This window comes from Pustulibacterium marinum (assembly GCF_900116665.1).
GTDB lineage: Bacteria > Bacteroidota > Bacteroidia > Flavobacteriales > Flavobacteriaceae > Pustulibacterium > Pustulibacterium marinum.
The window spans coordinates 148,910-171,812 of sequence record NZ_FPBK01000009.1 but is presented as its reverse complement, the minus strand read 5'-3'; the positions used below and the strand labels follow the sequence as shown (position 1 = coordinate 171,812).

11 protein-coding genes are annotated in these 22,903 nt (G+C 39.9%); 3 read left to right on the top strand and 8 right to left on the bottom strand.

Features of this window, described 5'->3' with window-relative positions; translation table 11 throughout:
- Positions 1 to 5: 5 nt before the first annotated feature.
- The 3 genes from BM383_RS12625 to BM383_RS12615 all read right to left on the bottom strand — a co-directional run bounded on the left by BM383_RS12625 (position 6) and on the right by BM383_RS12615 (position 3,804).
- Positions 6 to 503 (bottom strand): GbsR/MarR family transcriptional regulator, encoded by a 498-nt coding sequence (locus BM383_RS12625; RefSeq protein WP_093025502.1) that lies wholly within the window; start codon positions 501 to 503, stop codon positions 6 to 8.
- A gap of 65 nt (positions 504 to 568) precedes the next feature.
- Positions 569 to 2,923, bottom strand: coding sequence for a penicillin-binding protein 1C (gene pbpC / locus BM383_RS12620; RefSeq protein ID WP_093025514.1), 2,355 nt, complete (start codon positions 2,921 to 2,923; stop codon positions 569 to 571).
- 2 nt (positions 2,924 to 2,925) lie between these two features.
- Positions 2,926 to 3,804 (bottom strand): AraC family transcriptional regulator, encoded by an 879-nt coding sequence (locus BM383_RS12615; protein ID WP_093025501.1) that lies wholly within the window; start codon positions 3,802 to 3,804, stop codon positions 2,926 to 2,928.
- A gap of 85 nt (positions 3,805 to 3,889) precedes the next feature.
- Between BM383_RS12615 and BM383_RS12610 the strand changes: the two genes are divergently transcribed.
- On the top strand, positions 3,890 to 4,246 hold the full coding sequence (locus BM383_RS12610; RefSeq protein WP_093025500.1) for a DUF983 domain-containing protein: 357 nt from the start codon (positions 3,890 to 3,892) through the stop codon (positions 4,244 to 4,246).
- A 30-nt stretch (positions 4,247 to 4,276) separates the two neighbouring features.
- On the opposite strand, the gene BM383_RS12605 is transcribed toward BM383_RS12610, so the two are convergent.
- The 5 genes from BM383_RS12605 to BM383_RS12585 form a co-directional block, all read right to left on the bottom strand.
- Positions 4,277 to 4,594 carry an antibiotic biosynthesis monooxygenase family protein gene (locus BM383_RS12605; RefSeq protein ID WP_093025499.1) on the bottom strand — a complete coding sequence of 106 codons (318 nt, stop codon included), beginning with the start codon at positions 4,592 to 4,594 and terminating at the stop codon, positions 4,277 to 4,279.
- A complete protein-coding gene (locus BM383_RS12600; RefSeq protein WP_093025498.1) occupies positions 4,575 to 5,117 on the bottom strand; it encodes a hypothetical protein in 543 nt (180 codons plus the stop codon). The genes BM383_RS12605 and BM383_RS12600 overlap by 20 nt, the downstream gene beginning before the upstream one ends.
- 7 nt (positions 5,118 to 5,124) lie before the next feature.
- Positions 5,125 to 10,674 carry an alpha-2-macroglobulin family protein gene (locus tag BM383_RS12595; protein WP_093025497.1) on the bottom strand — a complete coding sequence of 1,850 codons (5,550 nt, stop codon included), beginning with the start codon at positions 10,672 to 10,674 and terminating at the stop codon, positions 5,125 to 5,127.
- A 688-nt stretch (positions 10,675 to 11,362) separates the two neighbouring features.
- The gene (locus BM383_RS12590; RefSeq protein ID WP_093025496.1) at positions 11,363 to 12,367 is read right to left on the bottom strand and encodes a PorP/SprF family type IX secretion system membrane protein; all 1,005 of its coding nucleotides are present in this window, start codon (positions 12,365 to 12,367) and stop codon (positions 11,363 to 11,365) included.
- A 6-nt stretch (positions 12,368 to 12,373) separates the two neighbouring features.
- Positions 12,374 to 18,967 carry a PKD domain-containing protein gene (locus BM383_RS12585; RefSeq protein ID WP_093025495.1) on the bottom strand — a complete coding sequence of 2,198 codons (6,594 nt, stop codon included), beginning with the start codon at positions 18,965 to 18,967 and terminating at the stop codon, positions 12,374 to 12,376.
- Positions 18,968 to 19,428: 461 nt separating this feature from the next.
- On the opposite strand from BM383_RS12585, the gene BM383_RS12575 reads away from it, so the two are divergent.
- Both BM383_RS12575 and BM383_RS12570 read left to right on the top strand, forming a co-directional pair.
- A complete protein-coding gene (locus BM383_RS12575) occupies positions 19,429 to 20,418 on the top strand; it encodes an AAA family ATPase (protein WP_093025493.1) in 990 nt (329 codons plus the stop codon).
- A gap of 13 nt (positions 20,419 to 20,431) precedes the next feature.
- The gene (locus BM383_RS12570; protein ID WP_093025492.1) at positions 20,432 to 22,900 is read left to right on the top strand and encodes a S8 family peptidase; all 2,469 of its coding nucleotides are present in this window, start codon (positions 20,432 to 20,434) and stop codon (positions 22,898 to 22,900) included.
- Positions 22,901 to 22,903 lie beyond the last annotated feature (3 nt).

Here is a 22,903-nt window from a genome sequence, read left to right as displayed (position 1 = left end):
TCTCGTTATTTTAATTGGATTAAATTTTCTTTTAGTTTTTCAAGGTTTTGAATCATAGAATCTACAAAGGTGATGTAGTGTTCGTTGTACTGAATTCTCAAGAGATTTTCACTATCAATTTCTACATCTTGAAATATTCTTTTTTTGTAACACAATACTTTTTGATGGATTTTCTTTTCGTGCTTCCAGGTTTCAATCTTATCATCAAGACGGTTAATGATTTGTTCATCATCAATCTTGAAATAGCGTTTACGATCTCCAGGCTTGGTAAAATACCCTATTCTACGCATGGATTGTAACAACTGAAGATTGGTAGAGATAGAGCTTTTACTAGCTTCCAAAGCTTCCTGAAGTTCTTCAAAAGAAACTCCTTCATCTAGCGACAAGGCCAAATAAGCAAAGATTCGTGAAGACAAAGGAGACAGTGTATCGCAAGTTTCGAAGTAGACTCCCATCTCTTCCACAAGCAATTTCTTCTCTTCTATTAAATCGTCTTTTTGCATTTAAATTCATTTAACCATACAAAAGTATCATTAGTTCGGTAAATACCGAACTAAATAGAAGTTAATTATTTGTTAATGATTATATGTGAAGCAATAGTGTTGCCGTCTATATCGGTAACCGTTATAAGGTGTTGACCTGTAGGTGGATTGATACTTACCTCGTGAAATTGAGTAGTCTGTTTTAGAAAGCTGTCATCAAGATACCAAAGGAGCGTAGTTGCCGGTTTTCGGTGTGCAACTTTTACAACAAGCTCATTGATTTTTCCGTCAAAATCTTTGGCTAAGGTGATTGTACTATAATCTTTAGGATAGATAAATTCCATCATTTTTTCTTCCGAAGTAGTACAGTCAGTTCGGAAAGGAGGTAAGGTTTTATAGTTGGCATGTGTTTTTTTATAAAAGAATTCCATGAGTGGAGGTAAGGTGAACCAAGAAACATGCGCTATTTGGTCTACAGTTTCACAAGAAGAATTTACCCGAAATTGATGTTGTGTATCTACATGAATGGTATGGTGGTAGTGGCAAAGGTTAGCGTGCGCACCCGCTTTAGGAACCCATTGTGTTTTGGCAGGACAAATATCCGAAGCCAAATAACCACTTTGCGCGCAAACACGCACTTCCATCATTTCATCATAAGGCATTTCAAACCAACTGCTTTTAGGTAATACATTAAATACATCGAACAATAACGGAGCGGCACTACTGGTTCCTGTAATTTGTGGTCGACCTTCGCCATCGGCATTCCCTACCCAAACGCCTACTACATATTTTTTGTTGACGCCAATGGCCCAGGCATCTTTGTTTCCAAAACTGGTGCCGGTTTTCCACGCAATTTCTCTAGAAGAATCAAAATATTCCCAACTCACTTCACTGTCTGGGCGGTTTACTTGTTTCATGGCTTCAAAGACAGAATAGATACTGCCAGCATTGAAAACAGTTTTCTGAGTGCTTTTACTTCCGAAGTCTTTTTTTTGACTTGCATACACATTGGGTTCCTGAAATTCATCGGTATAATATTCACTGGAGGTTTCGTTGAAGTGGTTCAGAGTAGCTGCAAGTGATGCATAGGTTTTACACAAATCCCACAAATTACTTTCGGCGCCTCCCAGAATAAGCGTAAGTCCATAATGATTGGCAGGTTTGTTAATGTTTTTTAGGTGGAAAGCATCCAGTTCGTCCCTGAATTTTTCCAATCCATGGCGTTGTAGCAAGCGTACTGCCGGAATGTTTAACGATCTGGCTAAGGCTTCATCTGCCGGAACAGCACCGCTATAACTTTCATCAAAATTCTCTGGTTGATACCCTGCAATTTCAGTGGGTACATCGGGTATGAGCATTTGGGGTAGCAATTCTCCATTATCAAGCATCGCAGCATAGAGCAGCGGTTTTAATACACTTCCGGTACTTCGGGGAGCGTGCATCATGTCTACATCTTTTTCGTGGGCATTGTCCGTGGGAGCATTCCCAACATAGGCCAACACATTTCTAGTGGCCACATCGAGCACCAATACGCTGGCGTTGTATACATGATTTTGTTTTAGTTTACGGTGATGTTGTGCTACCAAAGTGTTTACCTGATGTTGCAATTTTTGGTCAATGGTAGTTTGCAGGCGTTCGCCTTTGTGTTTTTTGGCAATGTATTCTGTTAAGTGCGATGCCGTTCTGGGAATAGGAAATGCCTGTTGTGGCAAGTCTTCAGCCAAGGCAAGTTGATAAGTGGTGTCATCAATAATTCCTTCATTTTTTAGTTTGAGTAGCAGTTGATCTCTTTTTTGATGAAGTGTTTCCTGATTTTTCCCCGGATAGATAATGCTGGGCGCATTGGGCAAAACGGCCAGTGTAGCACTCTCGGCCCAGGAGAGTTGTTGCGGTAGCACCCCAAAATAGCGCCAGGAAGCCATATCCAATCCTACTACGTTACCGCCAAAAGGGGCATACGAAGCATAGAAATTCAGTATTTCATCTTTTGAATATCGAAACTCTAACCGAGTAGCGAGTGTCGATTCCCATAGTTTTTCTAAATAGGTACGTGATGTTCCTTTTCTGGAAAGTCGAATCACCTGTTGCGTTAACGTACTACCGCCTCTCACGGTTTTTCCGGCTTTAATATTGGACACCAAAGCTTTCCCCATAGAAACCGGATTGATACCTGGATGTTGGTAAAAATAAGCATCTTCAAACTGAACAATGCACTGCTTGAATTTCTCTGGAACGGTATCCATTTTCGGAAAACGCCATTGCCCGTCGCTCGCTATTTTGGCGCCTAGTAAGGTTCCGTCACTACTTTCAATAACGGTTGCGGTGGGCGTAGTGAAGAGCGGTTGAGGCAAGCAACAATAATAAGCTATAAGTAAAAGTGTAAGCCCGATGAGTTTGATACGATTTCTTTTAACGAAGGCTTTTGTAGATAAGGGAGCCATACTCATAGATTGTAATCTTTTTTAAAACTACTGGGCGTGTTGCCAGTATATTTTTTGAACAGCCTTGAGAAGTAGGCATAGTCTTCAAAACCTAGGTCAAAGCAAATGTCTGTTAAAGAATTATCGCTATGTACTAACTGACGTTTTGCTTCTAAAATGACACGTTCTGTAATTAGTTGTGTGGTTGTTTTGTTAACGAGTTCTTTGCTAATTCGGTTGATGTGTTTAGTGGTTCTATGAAGTTGATTTGCATAGAATTGAGCAGATTTCTCTGTTTTGTAGTATTGATTGATGTAGTGTTCTAACTCATAAAAGGTTTGCAAATAATTAGAAGCATATACATTTCCGGAAGGGGTGTTTGCGTTGTAAAGGGTGTTTAAGTCAATGTAAATAAGAGCGATCAAAGAAACCAGTTTTCTTACCTTAAACTGAAAGTCTTTGGTTTGGGTAGTGTAGAGTTCAGCAAACCTTTGGGCAATAGGCGCAATAGCTGTGTCAGATAGCTGTAACTTGGGAGGGTTATAGTTATTAGCGTAGAAAGTATAGTTACTTACTGCAGCATGGCTGTATCTTAATTCATAAAATTCTTTGGTATGAAAAAAGATATATCCTTTCGGAGGATTGCTGAAATTCCAGAAATGAACTTGTCCGGGTTTTAGAAAAAATACAGAACCGGGTGCTACAGTGTAGCGGTTAAAATCAATTTCGTGAAACCCGCTCCCTTCTGTAAAGATGACACATAGATAAAAATCGTGACTATGCGGCTTGTGTATAAGAGATCGATTGTTTTCAAGATGGGCAGCCAACTCATTACAGTAAAATTCAGTAGAGAGTACCTCTTGTTCAAAAGCTTCTATATGTAATGTAGGAATGTGTTCCATGTCTTAAAAGTACAAAAAAATGCAATTTAGGTCTAATGTTTTTTTCACTGGCTTCCTGTAGTTTTGTCGCGTAATTAAATGAAGTATGATACCATTATTTGCTGTTTTTAAATGTAAATGTCCCCGTTGTCAAGAAGGTGCTATATTCAAAACTACTGGTAAGGGTAGCCTTTTTAGCTATCCGAAAATGCATAGCAGGTGTTTAAAGTGCAATTATCTTTTTGATAAAGAACCCGGTTTTTTCTTTGGAGCCATGTTTGTAAGTTATGCTTTGGCAGTAGCAGAGTTCATCGGTTTTTTTATCTTGGCCTATTTCGTTGGTCATTGGTCTTTGCGTTCTATTTTTGCTGGCGTTGTGGTTCTGGCTTTGCTGCTCAGTATCAAAAATTTTAAGTGGTCCAGAACCATATGGATTTACATGTTTCATAAGAAAACGTCCTAAACGGGCAGGACATGTTGCATAGGATGCGGGTTACCTTGAGAAATCATATTCTTGTTCTACTTTGCAAATGCGCACCTTGTACCACTGATACCATTTTTCTTTTCCGAACTGTTGAGCAACCAAATGTTCACTCTGTTGTTTCCAATGTTGAATGGCTTCCAGACTTTCCCAATAACTCACGGTAATCCCCATAGCATCACGGGCGCTTTCCATCCCTAAATAACCGGGTTGTTTTTCCGCCAATGCATCCATAGCCTGTGCCATGTCGGCATAACCAGCATCGGTAGATGTGCGTTCCGAGGTAAAGATCACCGCGTAATAAGGTGAATTAGTTGGAGAATTTTTCATAGTCTATATCTTGCATGAAGTTTTCAATAATGAGTTTGTCTTCATCAGTTCTAATAACCATTAGATGATACGTTTTATGGGTAGTATATCTTAGTGAATAACGCGTTTTTCCACTTCGGGTTAAAGGTTGATACGAAAGCTTTTCTAAGTTATACTTTTTGTCGATGAGCGTAGGGTTTGACTTTTTTCCAAAAAATGTATTCTGAATATAGCATTGTTGACTTTTGGTGTTGAAGATTATCTCTTTGTACATCTGAAAAGCCGCTACTCTAAACAGTCCGTAACCAATTGCAAAAAAGATAGCAATGAGCGATGTTATGATCAATGTGGTAACAAGATTTCTATTAACGATTCCTATTATGAAGCTTAAAGATATAATAGGAATCATGGAGAAAAGCAGATGCTTAGTTTCCCATTGCATCTGCGTTTTTAATATATATAGATCTTCTTGTTGTTCGGTTTTGAAATACTGTTCTTGTTTTTCAAGATCCATTCCCAAACTCATGAGTTCTTTCAAATTCATATCAAAACTACTGCATTACTTTTACCCATTTTCCTTTGGTACGTACTACATAGTTATTGTCGTACATGGCTTCACACTGAATTCCCGGTAAATAGAAGGTGCCTAAATATGAGGCGTTTAGCAGAATGCGGATGGTTTTGCTTTCGTGTCCTTTCAAATCAAAATAGAAATTCGCTCGGTCATCTCTTAGATCGGTATAAGTAACTTCATTGTTTCCAAATTTACCAAAATCGGTAAAGCGCGTATTGATGATCTCCCAACCACTTGGGAAAATCTCTGTCAACGCCACATCTTTGATGTTTTCTCCCGAGGTATTGGTCAACGTCACTTCAGCTACAAAGTTGGTGCCTTGTTGCAGGTTGTCTACCGAGATCGATTTGCCTTCGCCATCTTTAAAGCTTACCACAGCAGATAGATTTTTTTGCAGGGGTTTTTCTTGCCCCACAGGTAAAATTCCGGAAGCAATTACTTTCACAAATACCGTTTGATCTTTTTGGTTGTTGAGTTTTATAGCATTGCTACCGTCTTTAATGTTCAGTGTTTTGTTCAGCAAGGTTTTGCTACCGCTACTCAGGGTTTCCGTTTTTCCGTTCAGGTGTAGTTCCACAGAAAAATCTTTGCTACCCACCATTTCGGCAAATTTAGCCATAGCTAATAGACTATAGGCAGTCGTTTGTGTACTCATGTATTGTTTGCTATTCAACTCTTTTGCAATGGTCATCGCTTGTTTTTGAGCTGCAGTTTTATCGTTCAATAAAAGATACGTTTCAAGAGCCATTGCTCGGTTGCGGTCTACCGAGCCATAGGTATAGTAATCATAGGTTGCAGGCTTAAAATCAATATTCGTGTTTTTCAACAATTCTTTAGCGGCTTTGGTCTGACCAATCAATGCATAGGCAGCTGCCAAACGGAATTTAGCTTCGTTGCTAATTCCAGTAGTTTCGAGCATACGGTTCATAGCAGATACTTCTGCACTTCCTGCCAGTGCCAGCGTATACAAACGATAGGCTTGTGCCAGGTCGTTTCTGTTGGCTTGTTGGCGCCATTGCTTAGCGGCTTGTTTTTGGTAACGAATCCAGTTGCTTTTAAAGCTAATAGGCAATACATAGCCTTTTTTCTCAGCTTCTAACATAAAATGCCCTGCATGCGAGGTGCCCCAGTCACTGGCGCTACCTTGTCCCGGCCAATACGATAGACCGCCTCCCGGAAGTTGAAAGCTACCCAGACGTTTAATAGCAAGCTCAATATGTTGTTGTGTTCTGTTTTTCTTATCTTCAGGCAAACTAAACAAATCTGATAAGTATAACTGCGGAAAGGCTCCGGAGGTAGTTTGCTCTACACATCCATGCGGATAGCGGATAAGGTATTGCAAACGTCCAGTAAAGTTCATTGGTGGTAAGGTAGACAGTTCTAGCTGTGCTTCGTTGCTACCCATAACGCCAAAGGTTTCCAGATTTAGGGTTGTTTTTTCGTTAGGTTGCAAGGTGTAATCTGTAGCTTCAGTGGTTACCGGATTAGGGTTTACCACATCTATTTCTACCTCATACGATGCTTTTTCTCCGTTGCCGGAAGCTTCCACAATCACTTTTCCAATTCCTTGAAAATCGAAAACTTCCAGTTCAAAATAGGCCATTTGCTCGTCTGGTTGGTCAAAGTGTAAGCTTTGTGTGTCGCTACTGGTAACCATAAAAGCAGCATCTGGTTGTATTTTTATTTTTACATCTTTCACCTTGTCTTCCATGGCAAAAACAGTGACTGGTAAGGTCACTTTTTCTCCCGATGTAATTTTGCGCGGTAACGATGCCAAGACCATTAAAGGCTTGCGAACCGGCGTTGTATTTTCGGCTTCTCCATAGGCTTGTGTGGCTTCGTTTTCGGCAACTACCATGGTACGTACCGAACCTATGTATTTTGGAATTTTTAATTGATGTGATTTGGTTTCCCCTGCTTTTAAGGTGAACGGACCTTTGTAGATGACCATGGGTTTAAAACGGTTGGCTTTTTTGTTTTTAGCGCCGGCCAAACTACCATCGCCCCCAATGGCAAATACCTGATCTATTCTACCGCCGTAAGCGCCAATTACGTCATCATATACGTCCCAGGTTTTCACGCCTAAGGCTTCGCGGGCATAGAATTCATCCCATGGATTTGGCGTTTTAAAACGGGTAAGGTCTAGCAAACCTTCATCTACAATAGCAAGTGAGTACGTCATGGCTTTGCCCGATTGCTCGTTGACTTTTACCGTCACGGTTTCTTCCGGGCGTAGTACCTTCGGCATCGCAATTTGCGGATGCAATTTGGTACTCGGATTCTCTACCGATATTGGCATTACGCCATACATACGTATCGGCAAGTCGTTTGCTGCGTTGGCATGCGGTTGCAATAACGAAATATGAATGTACACATTGGGTGCAAAAGCTGCTGTGATTGGTAATTCAAATTTGGTTTCTCCTTTAGATGGCGTTACCCATAGCGCATCGAGTACTTCGGAACCATTTTCAATAGTGACTAGCGCACGACCCTGAGCACTACTAGGGAAGGTAACCACTGCTTTTTCGCCTACCTGATAGGCTTTTTTGTCGGTAGAGAACGCCAATACGGTCGCTGCAGACGGATCGTTCTTTCTTGATTTTCCTGCCCATCCCGGCCAGTCGATATACATGGTTTTTCCGGTGGCGTGGCCTCCTTTGGTGTCTTCAACACGTACCAGGTAGCGTCCCCAATTAGGATATTTTAATTCAAAATTGAAAGTAGCTTTTCCGTTTGCTCCGGTTGATAAGTGCTGACTAAATACTTCTTCGTGAATGTTGCTACCGTTGTAGGACGATATATTGTCTGAAGAGGTATCCCACCACCAACGCCAGCTTACTTTGTGAATGGTGACTTTTAAATCTTCTACCGCTTTTGGTTTGCCGTATTCGTCTACCGTTACCACTTCAAATTTGTGTGGGGTATCCGTCAACAGCATGCCACGGGTTTTGTCACCTTTGGGTACATTCAAACCTACAAAAGTGCTGTAAGGTGCATAGGTTTTGCTAAACACATCGGTACTAAAATCACCTCCGTTTTCGTATACTTTGGTAATGAACGATGCTTTCAACATTCCCGGTGCTTTCTTTTCCAGTTCCGGTTTTAAGCTGAAGTTAGCTTTTCCGTAGGCATCTACTTTACCATCAAATACTTTTTGTTCTTCCATTCCAAAATTGCGAGACGGATCGTCAAAAATGAACCCCGGAAAGGTCTTGAACTCGGTTTTGGTTGCGTAGAACTTCGCATTCATGTCGGCCTTTAAATTTTTGGCAATTGCTCCGTGTAGCCACAATACTTCTAGATGGCCTAAGATAGGTTTGGAGCCTGATAGAATTTCTTCATCAAAAGCAGCTTTGATCTTTAAGCGGTTTGGTTTTACGGTTTCTATTTTAACACGCTCACTAAAGGTAACTCCACCAACACTTACTTTTACACTCCAGTTTCCGGTAGGTGCGTTGGCATCCGTTTGGGTAATGAACTTGTAGAAATGACTAGGCGAATTGCCCTGTACTTCTCGTTGCACCAGTTTTCCGTAGGGATCAAACAATTCAAACTTTACCGGATGCTCTTTAGGTAAGCTTTTTTTGGCATCGTTCAGCATGAAGGATAAGAACAGTGTATCGCCCGGACGCCATACACCACGTTCTCCGTAGATATAGCCTTTGAGTCCTTTTTGTAATTTATTTCCAGCTACATCAAACTTACTAACGGATAAAGCATTTCCATCGTTTAGTTTCATGTAGGTTTTCTGACTTCCTTTTTCAGCAATGGCAAAATAAGCAGGGTGTTCACTGTTGTAATTGGCAAAACCTTTGGCATCTGTAGTCACCGACCCCAATACTTGTTGTTGCAGGTTGTAAAACGTTACTTTCGCGCCTTGTTCCGGTGCGGTGGTAAGCAAGTTGTTTACACTGACAAAGTAGCGTTTGTTTTCTCCTAATTTTACCGTGAAGCCTAAGTTGCTGGCCAACACGTTGACGGCCACACCTTTGTTGCGGTAGTAGGAAGTATGACAAGGATTGTCACGCTCACGCCAGTTATAGTCGTAGTCATAGTAATAATCATCTTCGTAATAGTAGTAATCTTCTATACCATCCCAAGAACTGCTTTCTTCGGTGTCATCAAAATCTTCTTCTTCGGTTTCCAGCGTATCAAAATTAGTGCTGTCGCAATGATACATGCTATAGCTAGGTTTAAAGTTGATGCTTACCCGGTAAATGGCGCCGGGATCTGGCGTAATCAAATCTTTCAGGTCAATAGCATAGGCGCGGTAGTGCGATGCGTTAGACGGATTCAGGTTGTTTTGCAGCGTAATGGTTTTGCGGGAAATAGGGCGCGCCACATTGCGCAGGTAGCTAGACCCTTGCAAGTCGTTGAACTGTAAAAACTGTAAAATATTATTTTGATAGATCTTTGTAACCGAAACATCTACTTTTTTCAGGTTGACGGCTTGAAAATTGACTTTCAGGTTATCGGAATTCGGAAGTATGGTAGCATTGGAAAGTAGTTTTACTTCGGGTTTTAGCTGTTCAAACGCTACGTTTTGCGAAAAGGTTTCTTTCAGTTTGTAGCCATCCACACTTTTAATCCCCTGAAATACTTCTACCAGTGCAGAACCTTTGAGGGTTTCTTTTGGATATACCCGCAGCACATTCCCTTTTATAGAATAGGTGAGCCCGCTAACTCCGGAGATGCTCACCAACCCTTCTAGGTTTTGACTTTTCATGATTGGGTCTGAAAAATAAATGCCCAAATATTGGTCGCCCGAACTTTGAATGTACACATCGGTTACTACAAAGTTGTTTTTACCGGGAATGAGCAACTGCTCTGAACCTTCGTTATCTATATCCAGAGCTTTCCCAGACCAATTGATGGTGATGGAATCGTTTTCTACCTGACGCTGAATACTGTCTATCGTAAAAGCAAACAGGGTACCTTCGGTAATTCCCTTATCAAACTTTATCTTTAATGGATTTCCGTTTTGTGATGCGGATACCAATTGCTTGGCATCTGACAATTCCATGATATCTGCTGTGCGCAAGGTTCCTGTAACGTATTGCCATTCCTTGGAATAGGATTGCAAGTTGTCCGTTAATAAATTAAAGTCTTGTTGTATGGTATGTATGTGAAACGTAAACTCCTTATATTCTTTAGGAATGTTTGGATACACGGCGGCCAAACTAAGTTTTAGCGTATACTCTGTATTGCTTTGCAATGGTTTTTCGGGGACAAAGGCGATGGTTTGGTTGTTAAGCGCCACCACTTTGCCCGGTACTTTCGGGGAGATCTCCAACCAGTTTTCGTTGAGCTCTTTGTTGGCATCCCAGCCTTCTACCGGTTTTTGTAAAACTACTTTAATGTCGGCCCTGCTAGAAACCTCCCCTTGGGATACGTTGCTCACATACTCCCTAAAATTATATAGATTGTCTATTTGTTCTTTGACAGTAGGTTTTTCTTCGGAACAGGAAACGAGCAAGCATACCATGGCAATCACGAGGCCAACGGTAGCAGAAAACAATTTTTTCATTTTATTTTTACAAAAGAATGGTTAGGAAATTTACTTCGATATCACAACTTTTTTAAAGGTATAAAAATAATTACCTGTTTTAAAGTTCTTTTCATAAGAAATTGAAGCCTATGTGTAATTTTCACGGTTTTCCGTATACCAGACCTCCCTGAATCTAGGGATGTTTAGGTGCATAGTGCTGCCATGCCCGTTTCAGTAGTGTTTTTTGAGTAGGCTACGCTGGTGCTTGCTGTTGCTCTTTGTAGTAACAGTAACTACCTTGTTTTTCTTAGTATTACAGGAGGTATTTGGTTGTGGTGGCTAGCCTGTATGTGGGTATATTGACAAGAAAAAGGTTTCACTGGAAATACTATTTATTTTTAAAGTGATATTGCTGGGAGTGTTAGTTTTTAGTAGGGTTGCGAGTGTTTTTATAATGTGGCGCATTGGTTGCCGTTCGGTTGCGGTAGTATTGCCCATTAGTGAAAACACGGGACATCTACGGGAGATACACGGGGTATCTACGGGACATCTCTTCTGATTTTTGAGTTTTTTCGGCTGTTTTTGGAAGTGTAACACAGCCCAAATTGGTGTTTTTCTAAGATACGAAAAAGGGAGGTTTTTTGTGGGATTTTTTATTGTTTTTTATAGAAAGTTACGGGGTCCAATTGGATATTGAATTTATCTATTTATAATGTAGCTAATCTTCTTAGTACAAATACGTCTTCGATTTTGGTTTAAAGTACCTGGGACAACCATCACAATCTTTAATAAGGTCAAAGAGGTACACAAAAGAGATCTCGTGAACGCCTCCGTTACGTCCCATACCGTTAGTTACAATATCATAAGAATAGCCAATTCTAAAATGTTCGTACTCAAAGCTTAGGTAGGGATTTATAGAGGTAATACCATTGTCTGAAATATTAGAAGGATTGGTAGCAGCAATGGCACCAACGGTAATAGAACTAAATTGAACTCCGGCACCAACATCTAATCGGTTATAACTGCCTTGTTGCATATAGTTAGCAGATACCAAAAGCTGGGTGTTGTTAGGCAATATTCTAGGTAGTTCTTGGAAACCAAATGTGTAGCTTCCAGAGAAAGAGTAGAACATATCTAACCGCATGTTTTTTGAATTAGTAAAGTCAATTTCAGGTCGGTTTAAATGTTTAATGGTAATACCAAACCAAAATTTATCGGTATTAATAATAGCTCCGGCACTAAAATCAAAATACCCTACATTTTCATTTAAGATGGTGGGGTCTGCAGTTGTTGGGTTAATTGTTCCTGAGTCTATATTGAGCTGGTCTCCTAGAACCAGATTCTGAAATCCGTATGATTTATTTCCGTACCCCACTTCTATAGCGGGATGAAAAAACCAATTTCTATTTAATTGAACTCTGTAGGCATATGCAAAATTAACCTGAGTAAGGTGGTATTTTGAAAATGATTCTCGCTGGCTTAAAATGTTAACTCCCAATGCACTATTCATTTCTTCAGAATATGTATTGTAAAAGGCGTAGTTTGAATTGATTTTAAGATCTGCTTCTGGCCATTGACTTCGGTGAATAATTCCGGCTGAAGCGGATTCTCTAATAGCGGTAGCACCCGGATTAATCACTTGCGGAATGTTGTAATATTGAGTGTAAATAGGATCTTGGGCATTCGCAAATGCATAGATGAAAAGTAGGGTGATTAGTAAATTTTTTTTCATGCTTGTTTATTTTAAAAGCGTAAATGCTCCTTGGTAGTTAAAAGTTGCGCCATAAAAGCTTTCTCCGGTAATGCGGTAATGGTAGTTACCATTTTCGGCTTCGTAGCCGTTGCGAAGTCCATTCCATCCCTGAATAGTTTCACCTTTTTCCAGATACACCAGATTGCCCCAAGTGTCGTAAATCTTAAGTTCAATGGAACCAATCCCCTTATATGTAGGAGTAAAATAGTCGTTAATACCATCGTTATTAGGGGTAAAGCTATTCGGAATCATAACGCGATAGCCTTCGGTTACGGTAATGGTAATTTCGTAAGTTTCCTGGCATCCGTAGTCATAGTTTACTACCAGCGTAACGGTATAAGTGCCGGGAGTGGTATAGGTATGTACGGGGTTTACAGAAGAACTATAATTGCCGTCACCAAAATTCCAGCTGACCACAAAGTAATCTCCTTCAGATAAGTTGTCGAATGTTATGGGATCATAGATACTATATTCTTGATGACTACCATAGCTAAGGGAATAGGGTTCAAAATAAGCATCGCCCAATGCATTAACGGTAGATTCAAAAGTTTCAGTAATAGTACAACCATAGCCATCGGTTACAGTAACTATAATGGTTCCGTTGCTAACTGAGGTTGTCATGTTTTCGTTGTTAGCACCAGAAACGGTTCCGCTACTCCAGCTATAAGTGTAAGGCGGAATTCCTCCTATGGCATTGGCGGTATACTGATGCACTACAGTATGGGCATCACAATCTACCATTTCGTTATCTGTAATATCAAGATGTAGCGGATCGGGTCTGGTAATGGTAAAACTTGCATTTGCCGTACATCCGTTGGCATCTGTTACCACCACGCTGTAATTGCCGTTGGGTATATTGGTAAGATCTTCGGTAGTGGCGCCATTAGACCAATTAAATACGTATGGCGGCATCCCTCCATTCACCAAAAGGTTGATATTTCCACTAGCAGGTTCGTCACAGTCCAATGCGTCAGTCACATTACCGGATAATACCAATGGAGCTGGTTCGCTAATCACAAAGGTTTCTATAATTACACAAGGAGTACCATCTGTGATGGTTACCGTATATGTGCCAGCAGTTAAGTTGTTGCGGGTAGTCCCGGAGTCGTCTCCATCGCTCCATTCCAAAGTAACCGGATTAATACCGCCAACCAGATTCAAAGCAATACTTCCGTCATCAGCTCCATTACACGAAATTTGAGCTACCTCTGGATAGATTGCAAATTCAGGAGCTTCCGGTATAGGTACGGTGATACTTTGTACACAATTACTAGCATCGGTTACGGTAATGGTATAATTACCAGCTGCTAAATTATCTTGGTATGTGCCTTCTGCAAAATTAGCCCACACAATAGCGTAGGGCGGGTTACCGCCACTAACTTCAAGGCTTAAGCTAGCATCATTGGCACCATAACAGCTAATAGGAGTAGTGGTTGGGGTAATGATGATTTCGGGTTCTTGCGTTAAGGTAGCACTAATGTTAATAGTACATCCGTTGGCATCCGTTGCTATTACTTCATAGGTGCCGGCTACAATATTTGATAAATCTTCTGTGGTAGCTGTAAAACCATTAGGACCTGTCCAGAAGTAGGAGTAATTTCCGTTAGTGTCGGGTGTTCCTCCTGTAACAGTAGCATCGATGCTTCCGGTAGCATCTCCAAAACAAATTACATCTATATGGCTTTCAGTAATAGATAGTCCTGTTGGCTCACTAAGTGTAAAGTTATCTGCTGTACTACAACCATTCGTATCGGTAACCGTCACGGCATAGGAGCCCTCTGTGAGTCCTGTAACAGAGGCTGTTGTAGCTGTAAATCCGTCTGGCCCTGTCCAGCTATAGGTGTAATATCCGGTACCACCACTCATTGTCAGACTAATTGCGCCACTATCGCCGCCCTGACAAGCAATTTCATAGCCGTTGTAATCTGTGACGGTTGCCGTAAGAGTTACAGTGTCGGGTTCTGTAATGGTATATGCAGCAGTAAAAGCACAGGCATTGGTACTGTCTGTTACAGTAATTTCATAAATCCCCGGAGTTAAGTTGGCAACGTTTTGAGTATTTGCGGTGAATCCGTCTGGGCCTGTCCATGAGAAATTATAAGGAGGATAGCCTCCGGAAACGCTTGTGCTAATAGCAGCGTCTTGAGCGCCATAACAACTGGTGTTAAAACCGTTAAAGTCACTTAATGTTGCGGTGACAAGAATGGGGTTGTCAGGCTCTGTAATCTCTAAATTGTTGAGGTATTTTACAGTACCATTTGCATCTGTAACACTCACGGTATAATTGCCCGCAGCTAGATTCTCAAAAGTATAGTTTTCATTAGGAGTTTCAGCACTGCTCTCTACAAGGGTAACGCCTTCAATGTAAATGGCATAGGTATAAGGGCTAATAGACGCTTGGGTAATGCTTATGCTTATAACACCGGTCGTATCACCGTAACAGTCTACATCTACATGAGCTGCCAATACTTCTTCTATAACTAGCGGTAGCGGTTCGTGCATTTCTATGATGAGGATAATGGGATCGCAGAGGCCATCACTAATAGTAACGGTATAGGTGCCAGCTACCAAATTGGTGCCGTTTTGTGTAGTAGCGGTATAGCCATCTGGGCCTGTCCAGTTGTACGTATAGTTCCCCGTGCCCCCGGTTGGTGTTAGATTTATAAACCCGTCATTGCCACCTGCGGTACTAATTTCATAGCCGTTATATTCAGAGGTCGTACTACTTACGCTAAAGCTAGGGTGTACTTGTACCGATAACGTAAAAGGGGCTCCAACACATGCTCCTTGCGGACTGGTAGGTGTAACAGTATACACAGTGGTTACTACGTTTGTGGTAGCATTGGTTAAATTGCCAGAAATAACACTGGCATTATTGCCTGCAGCTCCACCACTAACATTTCCCTCCGGAATAGCCCAACTGTAAACGGTATTGTCTGGAAGCAGCGTTGCTACTGTAGCAGGATCAAAACTGAAAGCTTGGTTGTTACAAATTTCAATAGCGGTATCAGGGATGTTGGCCTTGGGATGAATGGTTACCGTTACATCAAACGGATTCCCTGTACAGCCATTTGCTACAGGAGTTACCGTGTAGAGAGCTGTAACAGTATTGGCCGTTGTATTTACAAGTTGCTGACTAAAGTTGTCTGTAGGGGTATTTTCAGCGGTTGCCCCAGTAAACCCTGTGCCTGTAGGCATGTTCCATGTATATTGAGTATTCTCTGGTACGGTATTGTTACTGGTATCTGGAGTATAGGTAAAGCTCTCGTTGCTACAAACGGTTATTGTAGTTCCACTGCTAATAACCGGTAGTTGCTGTATGGTTACCGCTGCCGTTACAGAGGTTAACACATTACATCCTTGAGATGGGAATGTAATAACTGCATAGTAGTACACAGTGCCTAAAGTGGCTGGTGGTGTATAGGTAGTATTGGTAGCACCACTAATGGGTGTTCCATTGCTGGTATCATCTGCTGTATTTTCATACCATTGTAAAGTGGGCGTCCCGGTTCCACCTTGGTAGCTAACACTTAGGGAACTTGGAGCAACTCCTTCGCATAAGGTTTCAGCCATAGGTTGTGTAGTAATCGTGGGGGCGCCAATTACGTTGATGGTAGCAGTAGCACTATTAGTATCACAGCCTGCACCATCGGTGCTTACTACACAATAGTAGTAAACTATACCTGCTGTAGTAGTGGGCGGATTATAACTGGCAGTGGTGGCGCCACTAATAGGCGTTCCGTTAGTGTTGGTATTGGTTGTGTTGCTATACCATTGAAAGTACGTAGTATCTGTGGCATCGGTAGCAACTGTGAGTGTTTCAGGAATATCTCCTTCACACAAAATTTGTGAGGCTATGGGTGTTTCGGTAATTGTGGGCGCATTTGTTAGTGTTATAGCTATTGTGTTAGTCATAGCACTACAACTAGTTCCGTTAAGACTGCTATAATCAATCCGTCTAAACCAGGTAGCATTGCTTAGTGCCGTTGGAGTATAACTGGCATTGGTTGCTCCTGCTATTGGTGTAAATATAGTATTGTCTGTAGAAGACTCCCATTGATATAAAAGCGTCCCTGTAGCTACGGTAGCAGTAGCAGCAGATAATGTTTCCGGGGTACCACCACTACAGATGGTTTGGTCGGCTGTAATAACACCCGGAGTTAGGGTGTTGAGTGTGATGCTTACAGGCGGGTTACTAACGGTACAGCTAATACCATTAACTTCACTGGTAACCGTTCTTTGATACCACGTAGTTTGTGTAATGTTATCAGGGGTATAAGTGGCATTGGTAGCTCCGGTAATATCGGTATAGGTATTGTTGTCTGTAGAAAGTTGCCATTGGTAGCTAATAGCACCATCGCTTGTAGGGGATGCCAGTTCTGTAATGGTTTCGGGAGTATCTCCTTCACACAGTACTTGGGCATCGCTTAACGTACCTACATCAAATGCATTTACATAAACAGTTACTTCACTGCTACCAGAACAATTACCGTTAGCTACTGTAAGTGTATACGTAGTTGTTTCGGTTGGGGAGGCTGTTGGTGTGGCTATAGCGGTATTGGATAAGCCCGTTGCCGGACTCCATGAGTAGGTATAGTTAGCTCCTGTTCCGCCAGCTCCAGAACCATTAAGAGTGGTTGTAGCACCTTCACAAATGGTAGTATCAGTCCCAGCATCGGCTAGTACTTCCGGGGCTACTGTAAAATTTTGGGTAGCTGTTGTAGTACCACACTCATTGGTAACCGCTAGTGTTACAGTATATTCACCGGGAAGGCTGTAGAGAATATCGGTGGGTGTAGCAGTTATAGCACTACTGGGCGTTCCGCCGGTAAATGTCCATAAGTAGCTTACCTCGTCATTGCCACAGTTAGTTACAGTGGCAGTTGGGGTAATGGTAGCTTCGGTACCACCACACACATCAGCAATAGCATCAATAGTAACTTCAGGCGGATTTTTTACTTGAACAGTTTGTGACGCTTGGTGAGTACCACAAGAATTTTCAGAAGTAAGGGTAATTTCATAGGTTCCCGGATTCGGAAAATAAAATTCAGGATGCTCATCGGTATTGCTACTTCCGTTTGCAAAGTAATTTGTATTACTAGGTGGCGGTGTTCCGCAGTTATCTTGCGTATAGGCTACAGACCAGCTGTATTCGGTATGGCAAGAGTTGGCATTGGCGGTGGTATTAGTAGCTTGTACACTTAAGGTTTCGCAACCTTCTGTATTATTGAGTGTAAAGCTAGAGGTAGGGACGCCGTCATCAATACAAATATCTTTAGAATAGCTGCTAGTACCACAGCTGTTAGTAGTAGTAAGGGTTACGGTATAGGTGCCAGCGCTTGTAAAGGTGTGGTTTGCATTGGGCGCAGTAGGCCCAGAGCTACTATAGGTGTTGGCATCACCAGAAGCAGGATCGCCAAAATCCCATTCATAGTCGGCATAGGTAGAGCAGCTACTTCCTACATAGCCGCCTTCGGTAGTATTGATAAAGGTGATACTATTGCCAGCACAACCATATTCTAGTGCAGTAAATTCGGCTTCAGGTTGAATTCTTATTTGGATATTTCCTGCGGTATATGGAGTGCCATCACAGGCATTAGTTACAGTAAGGATGGCCGTAAAAGTTTGATTGGGGCACGAAGAAGTGGAATAGTTATGCTCTATAGTATGGGTAGTATTTGTATCGTTTAAGGGGTGTGTAAGTGTAGTAGATTCTCCATCACCAAAGTCTAAAATATATTCAGTCCCCGGAGAGTTGAGCTCCCAATTACCAATGGTAAAGGGTACTGTAGCCGGAGCACAGAGTCCTGTGGTAGAGCCAAGGGTGCCCAAACTACCGGCTGGGTTGGTTTGGTTAGCAACTACGTAGGTAACACTGTTGTCGCACCCGTTTGTTGCATGAGCCGTAAGGGTTAAATTATAAGCGCCCAAAGCTGTGTAGGTATGAGTAAGCGGAAAATCGCTCATGGATAGGTTGGTTACATTGGCACTGCCATCTCCCCAACTAAGAGTATAACTGCTAGTACAGCTACTAGAGTTAGAAATATTACCAACCGTAATGGTATAGTCAGGATTATTCAGTGTTGGATTGTTGTCACAATTTCTAAAAGGATCGTAGGGTACATCTACATCTTCTATGTCTACATGCGGTTTTTGTAATACACTCACTGAGGTAGTTGTGCTCACTGTAGTATCATCGGCATCTGTAATGGTTACAGTAACAGTGTAAGAAGGAGTACCACAACCAAAGGAAGGATTAAAGGCATGGGTAGTATTTTGGGTATTGGCAGTATTTCCGTCACCAAAATTCCATTCATAGGTATAGGGTGCTGTACCACCTGTAACAGTAGCGCTAAAGTTGAGATTAGTGCCAGCACACTCGTTTTGTGAAACAGGAGCAATGCTAACCTCTAAATCATCCTCTAGTTGAGTAAAAATATTTTCTGGTATTGGAGTATTATAGAAAGCATTAGTAGCATGTATATTTGTGAGTACTACCGTAGGTATTAGTATACTTGCGACGTGTGTTGTTCCGAGAATCAATAACGCTAATATTAAGAGCCGGTATAGTTTTTTCATCTACAGCTGAGTTTTTAGGTTTTTAATAAACTGTAAATAAAAGCATAATTTTAGAGTAAGTAAATATCCAGAATTGGGTATTTTTTAGAATTAATAGTTATCTATGTTGTTTTGTATTCATAACCTTATTTGCAATCACTTTAGTCATTTTTAAAGCGATATCGCTGGGAGTGTTAGTGTTTAGTAGGGTTGCAAGTGTTTTTGCAATGTGGCGAATTGGTTGCCGTTCGGTTGCGGTAGTATTGCCCATTAGTGAAAACACGGGGTATCTACGGGACATCTCTTTTAATTTTTGAGTTTTTTCGGCTGTTTTTGGAAGTGTAACACAGCCCAAAATGGTGTTTTTCTAAGATACGAAAAAGGGAGGTTTTTTTATTGATTCTAAAAAATAATATTTAAATTTAAAAATGTGATATGTTTTTGTTAGAGAGTATATTTGCACTCAAATTTTAGTTAAGAAAATGGCAGCAGCAGAAAAAATAATAGCATTGTTAAAAAGTTATGGTGATAATGATGAGAGTCGTTTTTATTCCACAGCTATGCAAATTGCTGCTTCAGAAGCAAAAAAAGGACACGTTAAGTTAGCTCAAGAATTAAAGATTTTAATTGAAGATATTAAGAAACAAAGGAATACGGAGTCTTTAAATACTGCTAAGACTAGAATTCTACATGTAAATGAAGCTCAAAAGGAATTACATGACTTATTAGAATTACATAGGTCGAACATAAGTTTAAAGAATATGGTGCTTAATGAAGAAGTGTCAGAGTCTTTATATCGAATTATTCATGAGCAGAGAAAGTATGATCAATTATTACAACATAATCTACAACCAAGAAAAAAACTATTGTTAGTAGGACCTCCAGGTTGTGGAAAAACAATGACAGCTAAAGCACTCGCAGGAGAACTTAAGATTCCACTTTTTTTGATTCGTTTAGATGGGTTGATTTCAAGATATATGGGAGAATCAATAGCCAAATTGAAATTGATTTTTGATTCTATGTACCAGCATAGAGCAGTTTATTTATTTGATGAGTTTGATTCAATAGGAGCTAATAGAAATTACGGGAATGATGTTGGAGAGATAAAAAGGGTTCTTAATAGTTTCTTGATGAATATAGAAAAGGACGAATCTACAAGTATTATTATAGCAGCTACCAATTTGCCAGAATCTTTAGATAAGGCTTTGTTTAGGAGATTTGATGATATTATACAATATCCTCTTCCTTCTAAGGAAGAAATAATGAAGCTTTTAAAAACTCAACTTAAGGGGTACAAAGGAATTGATGATAATTATTTATTAGAGTTGGCTGATATAAGTATTGGATTAAGTTATGCAGATATATCTAATGCATGTAAAGATGCAATAAAAGAGATGATAGTTTTTGGCGAAAATGAGATTTCTTACAAAAAATTGCTTAAGTTTATACAAAGTAAGAAATATCAATTTTAATATTTAATAAAATATGCCAAGAGATTTAAATCATATTATAATTTCTGGCTATTCTTCATCCGAAAGTTATACTAGTCCTTTAAATGGTCGTGAGAGGGTTTCTCCTTTCAGAAGAGATAGAAACATACATGGAACTTATTTAAAAGATGAACTTCAAGAAGCTATTAATTCTTTTAAACAGGAAATAGATTCGGAATATGTTTATTTAGAGTTTACATCTGAAATAGATTGTCTATTAGCATTTGATAGTTTTGAGGATAACAGAAGAGGAGATCATCGTTTTGTTTCTTCTAAATTAGAGAGAATATCTATAGATGGAGAAGCGCATAAAAGATACAGAGCTTGTGTCTATTTGAATACACGTGGTATTTCAAAATTTCTACGAAAAATAGAAGAATATTTAAATCCAGATAAGAATACAAAAAACGGTAATCCAAGAAACCAAAAGTTATTAAATAATATAGCTAATATAGAAAGAGCTACATTGAAGAGCTTTTGGCAAGAATCAGAGATTGATTTTCCTGATTTTAATAATGAAGTCTGGTGGGAAATTTGGCTTCGTCGTGATAATATTAGTGAAGATGTTAATGAAGATTCCGATTTAGTTTTTCATTTATTAGCAAGCGGAGTACAAGTATCGAATAGAAGAATTGTTTTTCCTGAACATATTGTTAGGTTAGTGAGGACAACAGGTGAGGTGTTGTCAACTACTGTGTTATATTCAGACAAACTTGCAGAAATAAGAAAGCCAAAAGAAACGGCTGATTTTTTCTTAAGTTTAGATAAAGATGACTCTAATGAATGGATAGAGGATTTTAAAGAAAGAACTGTTAATCATACATCTGAAAATAGCATCTTAATCACAATTTTGGATACAGGGGTTAATAGAGAGCATCCGTTATTAGCAGATTATCTTTCAGACAGTAGTATGGATTCAGTTAATCCGGAATGGGGTACAGCAGACGCTATTAGAGATGGACATGGGACTCAAATGGCAGGGATTTCTTTATATGGGGATTTAAGTGAAATTTTGGGTGATACTTCACAAATAAATATCTATCACAGATTAGAGTCTGTAAAATTGATTAATATTAATAATCCACATCATCCTGATTTATACGGAGCAGTTACATCTGAAGCTGTTTCTAGAGCTATTATCCTAAATCCTGAGAATCAAAGGGTGTTATTGATGGCTGTAACAGCTACTGATGGAAGAGATAAAGGAAAACCTTCTTCTTGGTCAAGTTCTGTTGATCAAATTTGTTATGGAGAAAATGGTACTTCTAATGATAAATTTCTTTTCTGTATTTCAGGTGGTAATGTAGAAACATTAACAGTTAAGGATTACCCTGTTAAAAATTTTGAAGAAGGTATACATGATCCTGGGCAGGCATTTAATGCATTAACGGTAGGGACATATACAAATAAGTATAATATAGATCAATCACTTTTTCAGGGTGCAATTTGTTTAGCTAATCCTGGTGGAATGTCTCCAAGTAATAGTACGTCTATTTCTTGGGATAAGGTTTGGGCTATAAAGCCTGAAATAGTTTTAGAAGGAGGCAATCTAGGGGGATTAAATAATGGAGTTATTGATCCGGAGTCTTTAAGACTGATGTCTACGAATAGTAATTTTCAAACTGAAATGTTGAGTAGCTTTGGAGATACAAGTGCAGCTTCTGGATTAGCAGCGAGATATGCGGCTATTTTAAAAAATCAATATTCAAATTTATGGGCAGAAACTATTAAAGGGTTATTGGTGCATTCTGCTTTTTGGACTGATGAGATGAGGGGGAATAAACCTATAGAAGATCTAACTAGTCCGGAAAAAGGAAGTTTATTAAGAAGCGTAGGTTACGGAGTCCCTAATTTGGAAACTGCGTTAAGAAGCGCAAATAATTCACTCACTTTAATTTCTCAAAATACTATTAAGCCTTTTATGTTGGAAGGTAATTTGGTAAAGACTAATGAGATGCATCTTTATGAATTACCTTGGCCATCTGATGTGTTAATGGACCTTTTTGAAAATCCTGTAAAATTAACGGTTACATTAATCTATTTTATAGAACCGAATCCAGGAAATAAACAGTATAGTAATTCTTATTATTATCAATCACATGGTTTAAGATTTAAAATGATTGATGCAGGAGAATCTCTAGATCATTTTAAAGAGAGAGTAAATAAAGAAGCAAGAAGTGAGGTAAATCAAGGACAGTCATATTCCGGAGAGAATTGGATATTAGGAAGTAAATTAAGAGATAAAGGATCTATTCATAAGGATATTTGGAAGGGTACAGGGGCAGATCTAGCTACTAGAAAGTATATTTCTATTTATCCAGTCAATGGATGGTGGAAATCTCGAAAAAAATTGATGAGGTATGATAATAGTGTAAGGTATAGTTTAATAGTGTCAATTGATTCTCCAGATAATGAAGTAGATTTATACACACCTGTATTAAATCAAATAGATATTAGTATTTAAAAA

What these genes read in the sequence shown, in the direction of transcription:
- BM383_RS12610 (WP_093025500.1), top strand. Translation starts at nt 3,890, where the DNA reads ATGATACCATTATTTGCTGTTTTTAAATGTAAATGTCCCCGTTGTCAA.
- BM383_RS12570 (WP_093025492.1), top strand. Translation starts at nt 20,432, where the DNA reads ATGCCAAGAGATTTAAATCATATTATAATTTCTGGCTATTCTTCATCC.
- BM383_RS12590 (WP_093025496.1), bottom strand. Translation starts at nt 12,367, where the DNA reads ATGAAAAAAAATTTACTAATCACCCTACTTTTCATCTATGCATTTGCG.
- BM383_RS12595 (WP_093025497.1), bottom strand. Translation starts at nt 10,674, where the DNA reads ATGAAAAAATTGTTTTCTGCTACCGTTGGCCTCGTGATTGCCATGGTA.
- BM383_RS12575 (WP_093025493.1), top strand. Translation starts at nt 19,429, where the DNA reads ATGGCAGCAGCAGAAAAAATAATAGCATTGTTAAAAAGTTATGGTGAT.
- BM383_RS12585 (WP_093025495.1), bottom strand. Translation starts at nt 18,967, where the DNA reads ATGAAAAAACTATACCGGCTCTTAATATTAGCGTTATTGATTCTCGGA.
- BM383_RS12625 (WP_093025502.1), bottom strand. Translation starts at nt 503, where the DNA reads ATGCAAAAAGACGATTTAATAGAAGAGAAGAAATTGCTTGTGGAAGAG.
- BM383_RS12600 (WP_093025498.1), bottom strand. Translation starts at nt 5,117, where the DNA reads ATGAATTTGAAAGAACTCATGAGTTTGGGAATGGATCTTGAAAAACAA.
- BM383_RS12605 (WP_093025499.1), bottom strand. Translation starts at nt 4,594, where the DNA reads ATGAAAAATTCTCCAACTAATTCACCTTATTACGCGGTGATCTTTACC.
- BM383_RS12615 (WP_093025501.1), bottom strand. Translation starts at nt 3,804, where the DNA reads ATGGAACACATTCCTACATTACATATAGAAGCTTTTGAACAAGAGGTA.
- pbpC (WP_093025514.1), bottom strand. Translation starts at nt 2,923, where the DNA reads ATGGCTCCCTTATCTACAAAAGCCTTCGTTAAAAGAAATCGTATCAAA.